Origin of the sequence: Streptomyces sp. NPDC050610 (assembly GCF_040654875.1) — a bacterium.
In the GTDB taxonomy this organism is placed as follows: Bacteria; Actinomycetota; Actinomycetes; order Streptomycetales; family Streptomycetaceae; genus Streptomyces.
The window spans coordinates 300,085-314,421 of the sequence record NZ_JBFAIV010000005.1 but is presented as its reverse complement, the minus strand read 5'-3'; the positions used below and the strand labels follow the sequence as shown (position 1 = coordinate 314,421).

General features: G+C 72.0%; 13 protein-coding genes and 1 pseudogene. 3 read left to right on the top strand and 11 right to left on the bottom strand.

Going from position 1 to position 14,337, the window contains the following annotated elements; translation table 11 throughout:
• Nucleotides 1-199: 199 nt before the first annotated feature.
• From AB0I22_RS09235 to AB0I22_RS09220, 4 genes and pseudogenes are all read right to left on the bottom strand, one after another.
• Nucleotides 200-1,006: pseudogene (locus tag AB0I22_RS09235) on the bottom strand (ATP-binding cassette domain-containing protein); the annotation flags it as partial.
• The gene (locus AB0I22_RS09230; RefSeq protein ID WP_363130046.1) at nt 973-2,025 is read right to left on the bottom strand and encodes an ABC transporter permease; all 1,053 of its coding nucleotides are present in this window, start codon (nt 2,023-2,025) and stop codon (nt 973-975) included. The pseudogene AB0I22_RS09235 and the gene AB0I22_RS09230, both read right to left, overlap by 34 nt.
• Nucleotides 2,022-3,032 carry a sugar ABC transporter substrate-binding protein gene (locus AB0I22_RS09225; RefSeq protein WP_363130045.1) on the bottom strand — a complete coding sequence of 337 codons (1,011 nt, stop codon included), beginning with the start codon at nt 3,030-3,032 and terminating at the stop codon, nt 2,022-2,024. The genes AB0I22_RS09230 and AB0I22_RS09225 overlap by 4 nt, the downstream gene beginning before the upstream one ends.
• A 446-nt stretch (nt 3,033-3,478) precedes the next feature.
• A complete protein-coding gene (locus tag AB0I22_RS09220) occupies nt 3,479-4,198 on the bottom strand; it encodes a GntR family transcriptional regulator (protein WP_363130108.1) in 720 nt (239 codons plus the stop codon).
• 200 nt (nt 4,199-4,398) lie between these two features.
• On the opposite strand from AB0I22_RS09220, the gene AB0I22_RS09215 reads away from it, so the two are divergent.
• Nucleotides 4,399-4,836, top strand: coding sequence for a hypothetical protein (locus AB0I22_RS09215; RefSeq protein WP_363130044.1), 438 nt, complete (start codon nt 4,399-4,401; stop codon nt 4,834-4,836).
• An 86-nt stretch (nt 4,837-4,922) separates the two neighbouring features.
• Here AB0I22_RS09215 and AB0I22_RS09210 read toward each other — a convergent pair whose 3' ends face one another.
• The 3 genes from AB0I22_RS09210 to AB0I22_RS09200 all read right to left on the bottom strand — a co-directional run bounded on the left by AB0I22_RS09210 (nt 4,923) and on the right by AB0I22_RS09200 (nt 8,361).
• Nucleotides 4,923-5,741: a transporter substrate-binding domain-containing protein gene (locus AB0I22_RS09210; RefSeq protein WP_363130043.1), complete on the bottom strand. Its 819-nt coding sequence runs from the start codon at nt 5,739-5,741 to the stop codon at nt 4,923-4,925.
• A 161-nt stretch (nt 5,742-5,902) separates the two neighbouring features.
• Complete coding sequence (locus tag AB0I22_RS09205) at nt 5,903-7,132, bottom strand: cytochrome P450 (protein WP_363130042.1); 1,230 nt, start codon at nt 7,130-7,132, stop codon at nt 5,903-5,905.
• Nucleotides 7,133-7,404: 272 nt separating this feature from the next.
• Nucleotides 7,405-8,361 (bottom strand): NAD(P)H-binding protein, encoded by a 957-nt coding sequence (locus AB0I22_RS09200; protein WP_363130041.1) that lies wholly within the window; start codon nt 8,359-8,361, stop codon nt 7,405-7,407.
• A gap of 214 nt (nt 8,362-8,575) precedes the next feature.
• Between AB0I22_RS09200 and AB0I22_RS09195 the strand changes: the two genes are divergently transcribed.
• Nucleotides 8,576-9,418: a LysR family transcriptional regulator gene (locus tag AB0I22_RS09195; RefSeq protein ID WP_363130040.1), complete on the top strand. Its 843-nt coding sequence runs from the start codon at nt 8,576-8,578 to the stop codon at nt 9,416-9,418.
• A 54-nt stretch (nt 9,419-9,472) separates the two neighbouring features.
• Here the strand turns inward: AB0I22_RS09195 and AB0I22_RS09190 are convergent, their stop codons facing one another.
• Nucleotides 9,473-10,108, bottom strand: coding sequence for a TetR/AcrR family transcriptional regulator (locus tag AB0I22_RS09190; RefSeq protein WP_363130039.1), 636 nt, complete (start codon nt 10,106-10,108; stop codon nt 9,473-9,475).
• 96 nt (nt 10,109-10,204) lie between these two features.
• On the opposite strand from AB0I22_RS09190, the gene AB0I22_RS09185 reads away from it, so the two are divergent.
• Nucleotides 10,205-10,900 (top strand): SDR family NAD(P)-dependent oxidoreductase, encoded by a 696-nt coding sequence (locus tag AB0I22_RS09185; RefSeq protein ID WP_363130038.1) that lies wholly within the window; start codon nt 10,205-10,207, stop codon nt 10,898-10,900.
• Nucleotides 10,901-11,054: 154 nt separating this feature from the next.
• On the opposite strand, the gene AB0I22_RS09180 is transcribed toward AB0I22_RS09185, so the two are convergent.
• The 3 genes from AB0I22_RS09180 to AB0I22_RS09170 all read right to left on the bottom strand — a co-directional run bounded on the left by AB0I22_RS09180 (nt 11,055) and on the right by AB0I22_RS09170 (nt 14,326).
• Entirely contained in the window at nt 11,055-11,684 is a 630-nt protein-coding gene (locus tag AB0I22_RS09180) for a bifunctional 4-hydroxy-2-oxoglutarate aldolase/2-dehydro-3-deoxy-phosphogluconate aldolase (protein ID WP_363130037.1), read from the bottom strand.
• Nucleotides 11,685-11,783: 99 nt separating this feature from the next.
• Nucleotides 11,784-12,710: a sugar kinase gene (locus tag AB0I22_RS09175; protein WP_363130107.1), complete on the bottom strand. Its 927-nt coding sequence runs from the start codon at nt 12,708-12,710 to the stop codon at nt 11,784-11,786.
• A 92-nt stretch (nt 12,711-12,802) separates the two neighbouring features.
• Nucleotides 12,803-14,326, bottom strand: coding sequence for an ROK family transcriptional regulator (locus AB0I22_RS09170; RefSeq protein WP_363130036.1), 1,524 nt, complete (start codon nt 14,324-14,326; stop codon nt 12,803-12,805).
• Between the last annotated feature and the right edge of the window lie 11 nt (nt 14,327-14,337).

Sequence of the window (14,337 nt, the reverse complement as noted above, 5' to 3'; positions counted from 1 at the left end):
CTGCGGTCGGGCGTGGCGGGCTCGGCCCGCCGTGGCCGATTGTGCCTCACACGTGGTGTGCGGCGCGCGGTCACTCCTGGTCGCGGTCCGCCGTGGAGGCGCCGGACGGCCGGTCGCCCCTTTCGCCGGACGGCGGTACGTCTTCCGCGGCGTCCCCCTCGACCGGTTCTTCCACCGCGCGGCCCCCGATGACGTCCGGGCCCGGCGCGCGCGCCAGCTCGTGGCTGAGCTGCTCCAGCTCGCTGCCGCCCGCCATCTGCCGGGTGAGCTCGTCCAGGGCGATCTCGGATTTGGCGTGGCTGCCGGCCATCGCACCGCGCTTGAGCAGGATGAACCGGTCGCCGACGAGGTAGGCGTGGTGCGGGTTGTGCGTGATGAGGACCACGCCGAGACCGGCGTCACGAGCGGCGGCGACGTACTTGAGCACCACTCCGGACTGCTTGACGCCGAGCGCCGCGGTGGGCTCGTCGAGTACGAGCACCTTGGCGCCGAAGTAGACGGCGCGGGCGATGGCCACGCACTGCCGCTCGCCGCCGGAGAGGGTGCCGATCGGCTGGTCGACGTCGCGCAGGTCGATGCCCATGCGCAGCAGCTCGGCGCGGGTCGTCTCGCGCATCCGCTGGACGTCGAGGCGCTTGAAGGGCCCGGCGCCCTTGGTGGGCTCGGAGCCGAGGAAGAAGTTGCGCCAGACCGGCATCAGGGGGACGACGGCGAGGTCCTGGTAGACGGTGGCGATGCCGCGGTCCAGGGCCTCGCGCGGGGAGCCGAGGCCGGCCGGTTCGCCCTCGATCTCGAAGGTGCCCGCGTCGTGCCGGTGCAGCCCCGCGATGATCTTGATGAGGGTGGACTTGCCGGCGCCGTTGTCGCCCAGCACGCAGGTGATCTCGCCCGCGTGGACCTCCAGGGACACCCCTTCCAGGGCGCGGATGTTCCCGTAGAACTTGCTGACGTCGGTGAGCTCGACGAGAGCCGTCACTTGCTTGCCTCCGCACGCTTGCGGACCCATGCGTTCAGCAGGGTCGCCAGGAGGAGCATCCCTCCGAGGAAGAACTTGAACCAGTCCGGGTTCCACTGCGCGTACACGATGCCCTTGCTGGTCATGCCAAAGATGAACGCGCCGACCGCGGACCCGATCGCCGAGCCGTAGCCGCCGGTCATCAGGCAGCCGCCGATGACGGCCGCGATGATGTAGAGGAACTCGTTGCCGACGCCCTCGCCGGACTGCACCACGTCGTAGGAGAAGAGCAGGTGCTGGCCGGAGACCCAGGCGGCGAAGGCGACCGCCATATAGAGGCCGATCTTGGTGCGGTTGACGGGGACGCCGACCGCGCGGGCCGCGTCCGCGCCGCCGCCGACCGCGAAGATCCAGTTGCCGACGCGGGTGCGCAGCAGCACCCAGGTGGCCAGCGCCACCAGGGCGAGCCACCACACGATGGTGACCTGGAGGTCGACGGGGCCGAGGGAGAAGTGCGAGGCGAAGAGGGCGCGGGCCGAGGAGAAGCCCTCCATGTCGCCGATGGACTTGGTGGAGACCGTGCCGCTGATCAGCTTGGTGAACCCCAGGTTCAGGCCCGTGAGCATCAGGAAGGTGCCGAGCGTGATGATGAAGCTGGGCAGCTTGGTGCGGGTGAGCATGAAGCCGTTGAAGAACCCGATGGCGAGGGTGACCAGCAGGGACACCCCGACGCCGACCCAGACATTGGCCGTCATCTGGTAGCTGAACATCGACGAGATCAGCGCCGACGAGGTGACCATCACGCCCGTCGACAGGTCGAACTCGCCGCCGATCATCAGCAGCGCCACCGGCACCGCCATGATGCCGATCGTCGAGGACGCGTACAGCACGGTGCTGAGGCTGGACGCCTGGAGGAAGTTGTCGGCGACGATCGCGAAGAAGACGAAGACGGCGATCGCGCCGACGACCGAGCCCAGCTCGGGGCGGCCCATCAGGCGGCGCGCCGGCGAGCGGTGCACCAGTCTCTCGTCCCCCGCGGCCGGTGGTGTGTCGGTCGGCGGGGCGCTCATCGGGTCCCCCGCTTCGTGTACTTCTCCAGGTCGGCCGAGTCGTCCTTGGTGATGATCTGGGGGCCGGTGAGGACCGGCTTGCCGCCGCCGAGCACGTCGGCGTTGTACTTGTAGAGCCACAGCACGTCGACGGCCTCGTACCCCTGAAGGTACGGCTGCTGGTCGACGGCGAACCCGAGGGAGCCGTCCGACAGGGACCGGGCGACCTTGGCGTTGAGGTCGAAGGTGTCGACCTCGGCCTTGCTGCCGGCCTGCTCGGCGGCCTTGACGGCGGTGGGGGCGAAGGGTGCGCCGAGGGTGACGACGGCGTCGACGTCCTTGTCGGACTGGAGCTTGGCCTCGATGGAGGCCTGGACGTCGGGCATGTTGGTGCCGTCGACGTAGAGGTTCTCCAGGTCGCCCTTGAAGGTCTTCTTCGTGCCCGCGCAGCGCTGCTCGTGGCCGACGTTGCCCTGTTCGTGCAGGACGCAGACGGCCTTCTTCTTGCCGCGCTCGTTCAGCTCCTCGCCGACGGCCTCGCCGGCGATCGTCTCGTCCTGGCCGATGTGGGTCAGCGCCCCGAACCGCTTGGACTCCTCGGAGCCGGAGTTGACCGTGATCACGGGGATGCCGGCCTTCTCCGCCTTGGCCACGACGGCCTTGAGCGCGTCGGGCTTGGCGAGGGTGACGATCAGCCCGTCGACCTTCTGGTCGATGGCGGCCTGGACGAGCTGGGCCTGCTGGTTCGCCTCTTTGTTGTGGGAGTAGAGGAATTTGATGTTGTCCTTGGCGGCGGCCTGCTTCGCACCGTTCTGCACGATGTCCCAGAAGGTGTCGCCGTCGCCCGAGTGGGTGACCATCGCGAAGGTCCAGCGCGGCGTGTCCACGGCGGCCCGTCCCTGGGCGGCCTTGGCGGCCCGCTCCTCCGCCCGTTTGCCGCCCGTACTGCTGCACCCTGCCAGGGTCGCGCCGAGCACCGCTGCCAGCACGGCGCTGAACGCACGTACCCCTGTCCGAACCCTTGCCACGAGGACTTGCCCTTCTCACTGTCTGTCACGGTGCGGCCGGGCCCGAAAGGATTCGGGCCCGGCCGCCCAAGTATCCGTTACCAGTGTTCGCCGGGGGGCCAGCGGGTCCCGCGAGCGGCGAACTCCTCCAGAGCCGGCACGTCCGTATCGGTGACGGCGGCGGGGCCCGCAGAGAGCGGTTTTCCGCCATCGGGGAGGTCGCGCGGTCCGCGGCGAGGCCGCCGGCGCGCGTACCGGGAGCCGCTGCCGTACGGGTCCTACGCATCGTGGTCCGCCTTCCGCCGCGGCCGCCCGATGGCGGCTGGGGGTGTTCTAACGGCGCGCGGACCGCCGCGTCAAGACTTTGTCAGAACATTCTGACCGCCGGGCCGCACGGGCGTACGCGCCGAAGTGCGGCCGAGCACTCACGGCCGACGGCCCACGACCGACGGCTCACGACCGACCGCTCACGACCGTACGAGCAGCTGGAACTCGAAGGCGTACCGCGAGGCGCGGTAGACGTGCGAGCCGAACTCGACCGCCCGCCCGGTGTCGTCGAAGGTCGTCCGCTCCATCGTCAGCAGCGGAGCGCCCACCGGCTCGCTCAGCCGCTCCCCCTCCTCGGCGGTGGCGGCGCGGGCCCCGACGGACTGCCGGGCGCTGTGCAGCGTGATACCGGCCGCGCGCATGAGGCGGTAGAGGCCGGTCTCCTCCAGCGCGGCGCCGTCGAGGTCGAGCAGCCCGGCGGGCAGGTGGTTGCGCAGGTGGGCCATGGGTTCGCCGTGGGCGAGGCGCAGCCGCTCGACGAGGACGACGTCGGCGCCCTCGGGGACGCCGAGGGCCGCCGCGACCTCCGCGGTGGCGCTCTCGGCGGAGTGGCGCAGCACGCGGGTCGCGGGTCGCTGGCCCGCCGCTTCGAGGTCGTCGTAAAGGCTGCTCAGCTCCAGCGGGCGCTTGACCTGGCTGTGCAGCACCTGGGTGCCGACGCCCCGGCGGCGGACGAGGAGCCCCTTGTCGACCAGCGACTGGATCGCCTGCCGGACGGTGGGCCGGGACAGGCCGAGCCGTCCGGCCAGCTCGATCTCGTTGCCGAGCAGGCTGCCCGGCGCCAGCTTGCCGTGCTCGATCGCCGCTTCGAGCTGCTGGGAGAGCTGGAAGTAGAGCGGCACCGGACTGCTGCGGTCCACGCTGAACTGGAGGGGTTGATCCTTCGCCACGCAGGGAGCCTAGCCGGATGAACTGATGACGGGAAGTCCTGAGGTCTGATTGTCCGGACAAATGAGACCGGGGTGAGCCGGTGCCTTGGGACGTCGGCGGGACGGGGTGTCTAATGATCGCCGTCCGCGGCCGCCCGGCCCGGACAGGGCGACGCGGAAGGACTGGCTTGATGAACGGCATGAACAGCATGAGCGGCATGAACCGGCGCGCGGCGCGCCTGGCCGTCGTGGGCGCACTCGGCGCGATGTTCGCGGTGGCGCTCCCCGCCGCTCCGGCGCTCGCCAAGAGCGGCACCGAGATCCGGATATCCCAGCACATGGTGCGGGTGGGGCACATGTTCGGAGTCCGCGTCAGCGGCTCCGAGAGCGGCGGCCGCGGCCGCTACCTGCGGGCCTGTGTGCAGGGGCGCTCGGGCTACCACGGCCGCTGGCGGACGGTGAAGTGCGGCAAGGTCACGGCGCACCGGGCCCGCGTCGACGCCCGGCTCACGGGCCGGCACCGCGGCACCTTCCAGTTCAGGGGCGTGCTCTACGTCCTGTCCGGGCCGCACGACACACACCCGAAGGCGGGGCCCGCCTCGGCCCCGCAGACCGTGCGCGTGCACTGACGAGAACGTGCGCTGACCGTACGAGCACCTCTGCCCGTACGGGCGCTCTGACCGTACGAGCGCCCTCCGCGGTGGCCCGGTGGCCGTCACTTCATCCACTCGTCCCGGAATTTGGCGAACGTGCCGTCGTGGGCGGCCAGATGGACCCATTGGTCGACGTAGTGCTTGAACTGCTCGTCCCCGCGCGGCAGCGCGTACGCCTTCTCCGAGAAGGAGAAGGGCTTGTCGGGGTGGACCGAGCACAGCTCGGGATGGAGTTTGGCCTGGTACCGGGTCTCGCTCGCGTCCGTCATCATCACATCGGCGCGGCCCGCGACGATCTCGTCGAAGATCGTGGTGTTGTCCGGGTGGACGGTGAGCGCGGCGCGCTTGATGTGCGCGCGGGCGAACTGCTCGTTGGTGCCGCCCGGGTTGACGATCACCCGCACGCCCGGCCGGTCGATCTGCCGCAGGGTCCGGTACGCGTCCTGGTCCGCGCAGCGCACGACCGGCGTCTTGCCGTCGGTGAGGTAGGGCTCGCTGAAATACGCCTTACGGGCACGGGCCGGCGTGATGGAGACGCCGCCCATGCCGATGTCGCAGCGCCCGGCCGACAGGTCGTCGACCAGCTTCGCCCAGGTCGTGGCCACGAACTTCGCTTCGGCGTCGAGGCTCTTGGCAAGTTGCCCGGCCATCTCGACGTCGATGCCCCGGTACGTGTGCGTCCGCGCGTCGAGACGGCTGAACGGCGCGTAGTCGCCGGTGGTGCAGACGCGCAGCACCCCGCGCCGCGGCACGGCGTCGAGCAGCGAGCCGTGCCGCGATTCGGGCCGGGCGGCCGTACCGGAACCGACGGCGAGGGCCGCGCCCGCCGCGGTCGCGGCGAGTGCGGCGGCGAGGGCGGACAGGGTGACGGCACGTCGCACGGCTTCTCCTTGGCGCTCGTACGCACACCGGTCCGGCGGTGTGCGTGATCGTCGAGGCGCTCAGCGTGGCAGAGCGGTGCGCTGTGGTGAAGGACGCGCGGAGCGGCGGTCGCGCGTGCGCGTCAGGGCTGATGAGGTGTCAGAGGAGCACGGGCCGGGGTTCAGAAGCTCACCGGCAGCCGGTACGGCCCCCGGATGAGCATGCCCTCGCGCCAGGCCAGCGCGGCCGGGTGGGCGTCGAGCGCGAGGTCCGGGCAGCGCTCCAGGAGCGAACGGATGGCGACACGAGCCTCCAGCCGGGCGAGCGGAGCACCGAGGCAGTAGTGGATGCCGTGGCCGAAGGCGAGGTGGCCGCGCGCGTCGCGGCGGATGTCGAACCGCTCGGGCTCGGTGAAGCGGTCCGAATCCGTGTCGGCGTCGGCGATCGTGGCCAGGACCACCTCGCCGCCGCCCGGGATCAGGGTGCCACCGATCTCCATGGGTTCCGTGGTGAACCGGAACGTGGAGGTCTCGACCGGGCCGTTGTAGCGCAGCATCTCCTCGACGGCGTTGTCGAGGAGCGAGAAGTCGGCGCGCAGGTCTGCCAGTTGATCGGGGTGCCGGAGCAGGGCGAGGACCCCGTTGGAGATCAGGTTGACGGTGGTCTCGTGCCCCGCGACCAGCAGCAGCCAGGCCGTGGCGAGCAGTTCGTCGTGGGAGAGCCGGTCACCGTCCTCGTCGATGGTCCGGATCAGACCGCTCAGCAGATCCTCGCCGCCCTCGCCGCTCTCACCGCTCTCACCGCTCTCAGCGCGCTTTTTGACGATCAGCCGGTCGAGGTAGGTGCGGACCTCTTCCATCGCCTCCATCTTCTCCGGGTACGGCGCGGGCCCGACCACGAAGTTCGACCAGGTGCGGAACTCCTCGCGGTCCGCGTAGGGCACGCCGAGCAGTTCGCAGATGACGCTCATCGGCAGCGGGAAGGCGAGCGCGTCGACGAGGTCCGCGCCGCGCGCGCCGTCGGCGACCATCGCGTCGAGGAGTTCGTCCGTGAGCTGCTGCACCCGCGGCTCCAGCGCCGCCACCCGGCGCGGAGTGAACGCTCGTACCACGAGCTTGCGCAGCCGGGTGTGGTCCGGCTGGTCGGTGTTGAGCATATGGGAGCCGAGCGGCTCGAATCCGAGGTTGGCGTTCTCGGAGGCGTTCTCCAGCCGCTTGGACAGGCGGTCGTCGCCGAGCGTGGCGCGCACCTCGTCGTAGCCGACGACCAGCCAGGCCGGGATGCCGTCGGTGAGCAGCACGCGGTGGACCGGGCCGCGCTTGCGCAGCTCGGCGTAGACGGGGTACGGGTTGCGTACGAAGTCCTCGCCCATCGCTGACAGGTCGATGATTTCGAATGCTTCGGTTGTCACGGGGACCCCCATTCGACGGAATATCACCGGAGTAACGCCCGGACGGATCACGATCGTTCCCAGGTTTCCTCAATGCTGCTGATGGTAAGGGCAGTTCCGGACGGTTCAGCCGGAACTGCCCTTTGTTTTTGCTCCCCGCCCCGTTGCGTAGCCGCCCCACCGCCCGAGCCGTTCGGCTACCCGAGCCGTTCGGCCGCCCAAGCCGATCGGCTGCCCGAACCGTTCGGCGACGGCGCGCGTCGGCACGCGGTCGGCACGAGGGGCAGTAGCCGCTAGCCGAGGACGGCCGGCTTGAGCACCTCCTCGCACCACTGGCGGAAGCCGGTGGGCGTGGCGTCGGGGGTGCTCGGCTGGGCGGCGCCGTAGAAGCCCTGCTCGTTCAGGGCCGCCATCATGTCGGCGGCGCCCCGCGCCCAGTTCTCGCTCGCTCCGGCGCCCAGCAGCTGCGCCCGGTAGGCCGGGCCGTCGACCGGTTGGAGGCGGACCGGCCGGTCCAGCACCTCGGAGACGATCCGGACCATGTCCTCGGGTGACAGATCGTCAGGCCCCGCCAGCGGTACGTCCTCGCACCCGGTCCAGGAGTCGTCGAGGAGCAGCCGGACCGCCATGGCGGCGATGTCGCGGGTGGTGCAGGTGCGCAGGACGCCGTTCCCCGGCAGGGCCAGCAATCCCGCGTCGCGGATCAATCCGGTCTGGCCCAGCAGGTTTTCCATCAGGAACGGGGCGCAGAGCGCCCGGTAGTGCACGCCCATCTCCGCGATCGCCTCGTCCATGGCGAGCGAGGCCGAGATGATGCCGGCGTTCTTCGCCACGCCGCGGCCCAGGGTGGAGACGCCGACGACCCGCTCGACGCCGAGACCCTGCGCGCCGGTCACCGCGCGCAGCGGCTCGGTGAAGTCGCGGAAGTGGCCCTCCACACTGGGGACCGCGGGCGTCGGGGGAACCAGCCAGAACACGCGGTCGGCCCCCTGGCACGCCTTCTTCAGTGTGCCGGGGTCGGCGTGCGTTCCCTGTACGACCTCGACGTTCTCGCGCACGTGGGCGGGGAGGCGGGCGGGGTCGCGGGCGATCACCCGGATTCCGGCCGCGCCGCTCGCGCCTGCCCCGGCACCGGCGCCTTCCCTGACACTTTTCCCGGCACCGGCGGCGTTCGTGCCGCCCGTGGCGTCGAGGAGGCGGTCGAGGACCTCCCGGCCGATCTGGCCGGTCGGGGTGGTGACGACGATCATGAACAACTCCACTGAAGGATGCGGGGGAACCGCTGCTGAGGGGTGCGGGGGAACCGCTGAGGAATACCCGCACCGACGAGTGCGCGGCGGGGATGTCGTCGAGCCTGGTGCACGGGCGCCCCGAACAGAAGGACCCATCCGCTCCCGCTTGTTACCCTCAGGGCAATACCGTCCCGCCACCGCGCCGCGGGGACCGAACAGAAGGGGTGAGGGCATGGAATCCCGACCGCTGCGCTACTTCGTCGCCGTCGCCGAGGAGCTCAACTTCGCCCGCGCCGCCGAGCGGCTCGGCATCTCCCCGCCGCCCCTGTCCCGCGCGATCCGGCAGCTGGAGACGGAGATGGGCGTCACGCTCTTCGAGCGGAGCACCCACAGCGTGGCGCTGACCCCGGCCGGCGCGGTGCTGCTCACGGAGGCGAAGATCGCCCTGGACGCCCTCCAGGCCGCCGAGCGGCGGGCCCAGCGAGCGGCGGCCGCGGAGCCGAAATTGATCCTGGCCGTCAAGGCCGACGGGGACGCGGGGCTCCTGGAGCCGATCCTGACGCGCTTCGCGTCGGAGCCCGAGGCCGTACCGGTCGCCGTCCGGCTGTGCGGCTGGCACGAGCAGGCGAACCTCCTGCGCCGCGGGGAAGCCGACGCGGCCCTGGTCCACGAGCCGTTCGACCGTACCGGCCTGGACAGCGAGGCGCTGACCGCCGAACCGTGCGTCGCGGCCCTCGCCGCCACTCACCGGCTCGCCGGCCAGGACCACCTGACCCTCGCCGACCTCGGCCTGCTCCCCGAGGAGCTGCCCGGCTTCGTGCACAAGACCCGCACGGCAGGCCGCGACCTCGCCCAACTGCTCACGCTCGTGGCCCTGGGCGGCCCCACTCCCCTGCTGCCCACCTCCGTCGCCGCCCGCTACCCGCGCCCCGGCGTCGTCTACCGCCCGGTCCCGAACACACCGCCCGTGGTCCTCGCCATCGCCTGGCCGCAGCAGTCCCGCTCGACGGCCACGGCGGCACTGGTCCGCACGGCGCTGTCCGTGGCGGAGGACTTCACGCGGAACGCGTCGTAGGAGCCTCTTCCCAGGAGCCGCTCAACCGGACGTCGACCGGACGCCGGCCGGGCGTCAACCGGGTGTCAGCCAGGTGTCAGCCGGGCGCTCACACTTCGCACGGGGCTTGAGCAGGTCCTCGAAAAGGGCGTCCACCAGCTCGTCGGGGATGCTCGCCCCCATCAGAGCGCGATAGACGATCGGGCCGAGAAGAGCGTCGAGAGCGGCGTCGGGTCCGAGGCTCGGCGCGACCTCGCCGGCGTCGATGACCTGCGCGAGCATGGCGCGTTCCTGGTCCCGGCGCGGGCCGAGACAGCGCTCGTGGAAGCTCTTGGCCGTGGCGGGGTGGTGCTGCGCCTCGGCGATGAGCGCGAGCAGGACCTTGCCCGCCGGGTCGTGGGTGAGGAAGCGCGCGTAGCCGCGCAGGTAGCCGCGGACGGTTTCGGCCGTGGGCCGCTCCGTCGGGACGGGGAGGCTCTTCTCGCTGTCCGCGATGAGCGTGTCGAGGAGGATCTCGACCTTCGACGGCCACCAGCGGTAGATCGTCTGCTTGGCGACGCCGGCACGGCGCGCGATGGCCTCGACGGTCAGGGCGCCGAAACCGTGCTCTTCGAGCAGATCGTCCGCCGCGTGCAGCACGGCCAGCCGCGCAGCCTCGTCGCGCCGACTGCCGGAGCGCGGTCTGCGGGGCTGTGAGCTGGTATCGGGCACGCGGGACACCCTACCCGCCGCCGCCCAGCGCCTCAGGGCGTTGTCTAGACGCGACGTCGCGTCTACTCTAAATCGCACCACGGCAAAGGAGCTCATGTGTCCACCACGCCCAACCGCCAGGCCCTCGTCATCGGCGCCTCCAAAGGACTGGGGCTCGTCCTCGTCGACGAGCTCGCTCGCCGCGACTGGCACGTCATCGCCACGACGCGCCAGGACGGCGGCGAACTGCGCGCGGACGCCGACGCCTCGAACGGCCGGCTGACCGTCGAATCACTGGAGATGAACAGCCCGGAGCAACTGGCCGCGCTGCGCGAGCGCCTGGCGGGCCGCCGGTTCGACCTGCTCTTCGTCAACGGCGCGATAGACCGGGGCAACCTGTCGATCGACCAGGTGCCGACCGACATGTTCACCGAGGTGATGATCACCAACGCGCTGAGCCCGCTGCGCGTCCTGGAGTCCCTGCGCGACCTCGTCGCGCCCGGCGGAACGGTGGGGGTCATGTCCTCCGAGCAGGGCAGCATCTCGCAGAACACCGAGGACGGCTACGAGCTCTACAAGGCCAGCAAGGCCGCGCTCAACCAGCTGATGCGCAGCTACGCCACCCGGTACGCCGACGACGGGCACACCAAGCTGCTCATCGACCCCGGCCACAACCGGACCGGGCTCGGCGGCTTCGACGCGCCGCTCGACCCCAAGGAGAACATCCCGGCCGTCGTCGACGTCCTCGAAGCCCAGGCCGGCGCCCCCGGCCTGCAGTTCCTGGACCGGCACGGCGAGCCCGTGCCGTGGTAGAGCTCCGGGCCGAAGCGGCGGGGGGCGTTGCTCCGGCCCGTTCGCCGGCGCCCTCTCCGACCGCCCCCCCTTCGGCCCCTCAAGAAAGCTCGGCTCAGGAAAGCTCGGCTTAAGGAAACTCAGCTCAAGGAAGCCCGGCTCAAGGAAGCCCGGCTCAAGGAAGCTCGACGTCCGCCAAGCGGGCCAGCAGGTCCGACGCGCGCTTGGCCACGGCGTCGCGGTCGCCTTCGGAGAGGGCGCTGCCCATGCCGCAGGCCACGGCCCCGGCCGCTATCCACTCCGGGGCGTTCTCAAGGGTCACGCCCCCGGTGGGCAGCAGGGCGGCCTGCGGCAGGGCGGCCCGTACGTCCTTGATCCAGCGGGGGCCGTACGCGGAGGCGGGGAAGAGCTTGAGGGCGTCCGCGCCCAGTTCCATGGCGGTAACGATCTCGGTGGGCGTGGCGACGCCGGGGAAGACGGGGATGCCGTACCGGTGGCCGGTGCGGATGACCTCGGCGTCCAGCCCCGGGGAGACCAGGAAGCGGGCCCCGGCGTCGATGGCCATACGGGCGGCCGGCGCGTCCAGCACCGTGCCCGCGCCGATCATCACGTCGTCGCCGACCTCGCGGGTCAGCGTGGTGACGGACTCCAGCGCGAACGGTGTCGTCAGCGAGATCTCCAGACTGGTGATGCCCGCGGAGAGCAGGGTGTCTGCCGTCGCCGTCGCGTGGTCGTAACTGTCACTGCGGATGATGGCGAAGACCCGTTGCGCGAGCGCGGCCTGGGTGATCTCCCAGCGGTACACGGCAGTTTCGCCGCCCTTCTTGATCTGGGTTCCTGCGGTGGTCGGTGGTGGAGGCCCGCGGTGGCGCGGTCGGCGGTCGCCGGCCGGCGGGGCCGGTGGTCAGCGGTGCACGGCGTCCGTGCCGTCGGTGAAGGCGGCGAGCGCCCGGTCGCGGGCCGCCGCGGTGGGCAGCCCCTCGGTGTCGGTGGCGGTCTGCACGCAGAGCGCGGCGACGCAGGCGGCCTCGGCGAGCGCGCGGGGCTCGGGCAGCCCGCGCAGTACGCCGGAGAGGTAGCCGGCGGCGAAGGCGTCGCCCGCGCCCACCGGGTCGGCGACCGGCACATCGTAGGGCGGCCGGTCCCAGCGGCCCTCGGCGGTGACGGCGGTGGCCGAGTGGTCGGCGCGTTTGATCACGACCGTACGGGCCCGGCCCGCCAGCAGTTCGGCGGCAGCCTCGTCGGCGGGCCGGCCGGTGAGCGTCTCCAGCTCGCCGTCGCCGGCCAGCACCAGGTCCGCCTCGGCCAGCAACGGCCCGACGATCTGCGCCCACTGGGCGGCGCCGCCCAGCTTGCGCCGCACGTTGGGGTCGAAGGAGACCAGTGCGCCGGCGGCGCGCGCGAGTTCGATGAGCCGCTGGGTGGCGGCTGCGGCGGACGGCGAGAGCATCGGGGTGATGCCGGATATGTGCATCAGCCGGGCGCCCGCGAGGGCCTCGGGGCGGATGTGCTCGGGCGCGAGCTGGGCGGCGGCCGAGCCGGCGCGGTAGTACTGCACGTCTATGGCGCGGTGCGGGTGGCTGTCGCGCAGCAGCAGGCCGGTGGGGGCCGTCTCGTCCAGGTCGACATGGCCGACGTCCACGCCGTCGGCGCGCAGTTCGCGCAGGACCGCCTCGCCCGCGGGGTCCGTGCCGAGCCTGCCGATCCAGCGCGTGCGGTGCCCGAGCCGGGCGAGGCCGGTCGCCACGTTGGACTCGGCGCCCGCTACGGAGCGTCGAAACCGCACGGCCCGCTCCAGCGGGACACCGGGCTCGGCGAGCATGAGCAGCATCGCCTCTCCGCAGGTGACCGCCTCGGGCGCGTTTGTCACCGATGCCACTGATGTCACCGAGTGCCTCCCCGATCGCTGTTTCTACCGAAACGTTATCGGGAGGTTCTGACAATCGGACCCCGGGGGGAGCCGCCGGTTGCGAGAAGGCGTGCGAGAGGAAGCGTAGCGGCGCCCATGGTAACGGCGTCGGGCCCGGCCCGGCCCAGTTCGATCGCCGTGCGCTCGTAGGGGTGGCGCAGTGCGTAGGCGGCGGCCGCCGCCCGTACGTCGGGCAGCAGCCGGGGGCCGAGCAGCAGCCCGGCCCAGCCGCCGAGCACGATGCGCTCGGGGTTGAAGAGGTTGACCAGGTCGGCGATGCCCGCGCCGAGGTACTCGGCGGTCTCTTCGAGCAGCCGGACGGCGGTGAGGTCGGCGGCGTCCGCGGCGGCGAGCAGTTCGGCCAGCGCGCTCTCCTCGGTGTGGGCGCCGAAGCCGCCGGGCGGCGCGCCGCCCGCCTCGCGCCAGCGGTCCAGGATCGCCACGGCCCCGGCGTACGCCTCCAGGCAGCCGCGCGCGCCGCAGCGGCAGCGCCGCCCGCCGACCTGGAGCGTCGTGTGCCCCCACTCGCCCGCCCCGCTGGTCGCGCCGGCGTACGGGCTGCCGTCCGCGACCACGCACGCGCCGACGCCGGAGCCGATCAGCGCGATGACGGCGTTGCGGGCGCCGCGCCCCGCGCCGAACCACAGTTCGGCCTGGCCGAGGGTCTTCGCGCCGTTGGCGATGTGGAGCGGGAGGTCGGTGGAGCGGCGCAGCAGCGCTTCGAGGGGGACCGCGTCCCAGCCGATGGTCTGCCCGTGCACTACGGCGCCGCCGCCTACGAGGCCGGGGCCGGGGCCGCCGACGGCTTCGCGTACGGGGCCGGCTTCCCGTACGGGGCCGCCGTCGCGTACGAGCCCGGGGCCGGGTCCAGATGAACTCGCCGCCGTCCGGCGGCCGTTGCGGGCGAGCGGAATACCGGCGCGGCTCTCGACGGGGCGGCCGTCGTCCTCGGCGGTCCCGTACTCGACGATGCCGGGCACGCCGATGCCCACGCCGAGCACCGCCCCCGCGTGCTCCGGCGCCTCGCCGAGGACCGTGGAGAGTCCGTCGAGGATCAGCTGGACGACGAGGCCGACGTCGTGGCCGCGGGGGCCGTCGTGGGGGCCGTCGTGGGGGCGGTCGTGGGGGCGGTTGTGAGCATGGGGATGGGCGCGGTCGAGGGCGGAGGCGCCGCCGGGAGCGTGCCCGGCGATGTCCAGGGGCCGGTCCGTACGGGATATCTCGCGCAGGGCCAGGTCGAAGAGGCCCACCCGGATGCGGGTCTCCCCCACGTCCACGCCGATGAGGCAGCCGCTGCGGGGTGCGACGCGCAGGAGCGTACGGGGGCGGCCGCCGTCCGAGCCGACGGTGCCGGCCTCCTCGACGAGGCCGTCCGCGAGGAGTTCGCCGACGACGTTGGTGATCGAACCGGAGCTGAGGCCGGTGACCGGGCCGAGTTCCTGTCTGCTCAGCGGGCCCTCGAAGTACAGCCGGCGCAGCACGGCGGACCTGCTGCCGCGGCGCAGGTCGCGGACTGTGCGCTGATCGCGTTCACTCATCGTGACTTCCT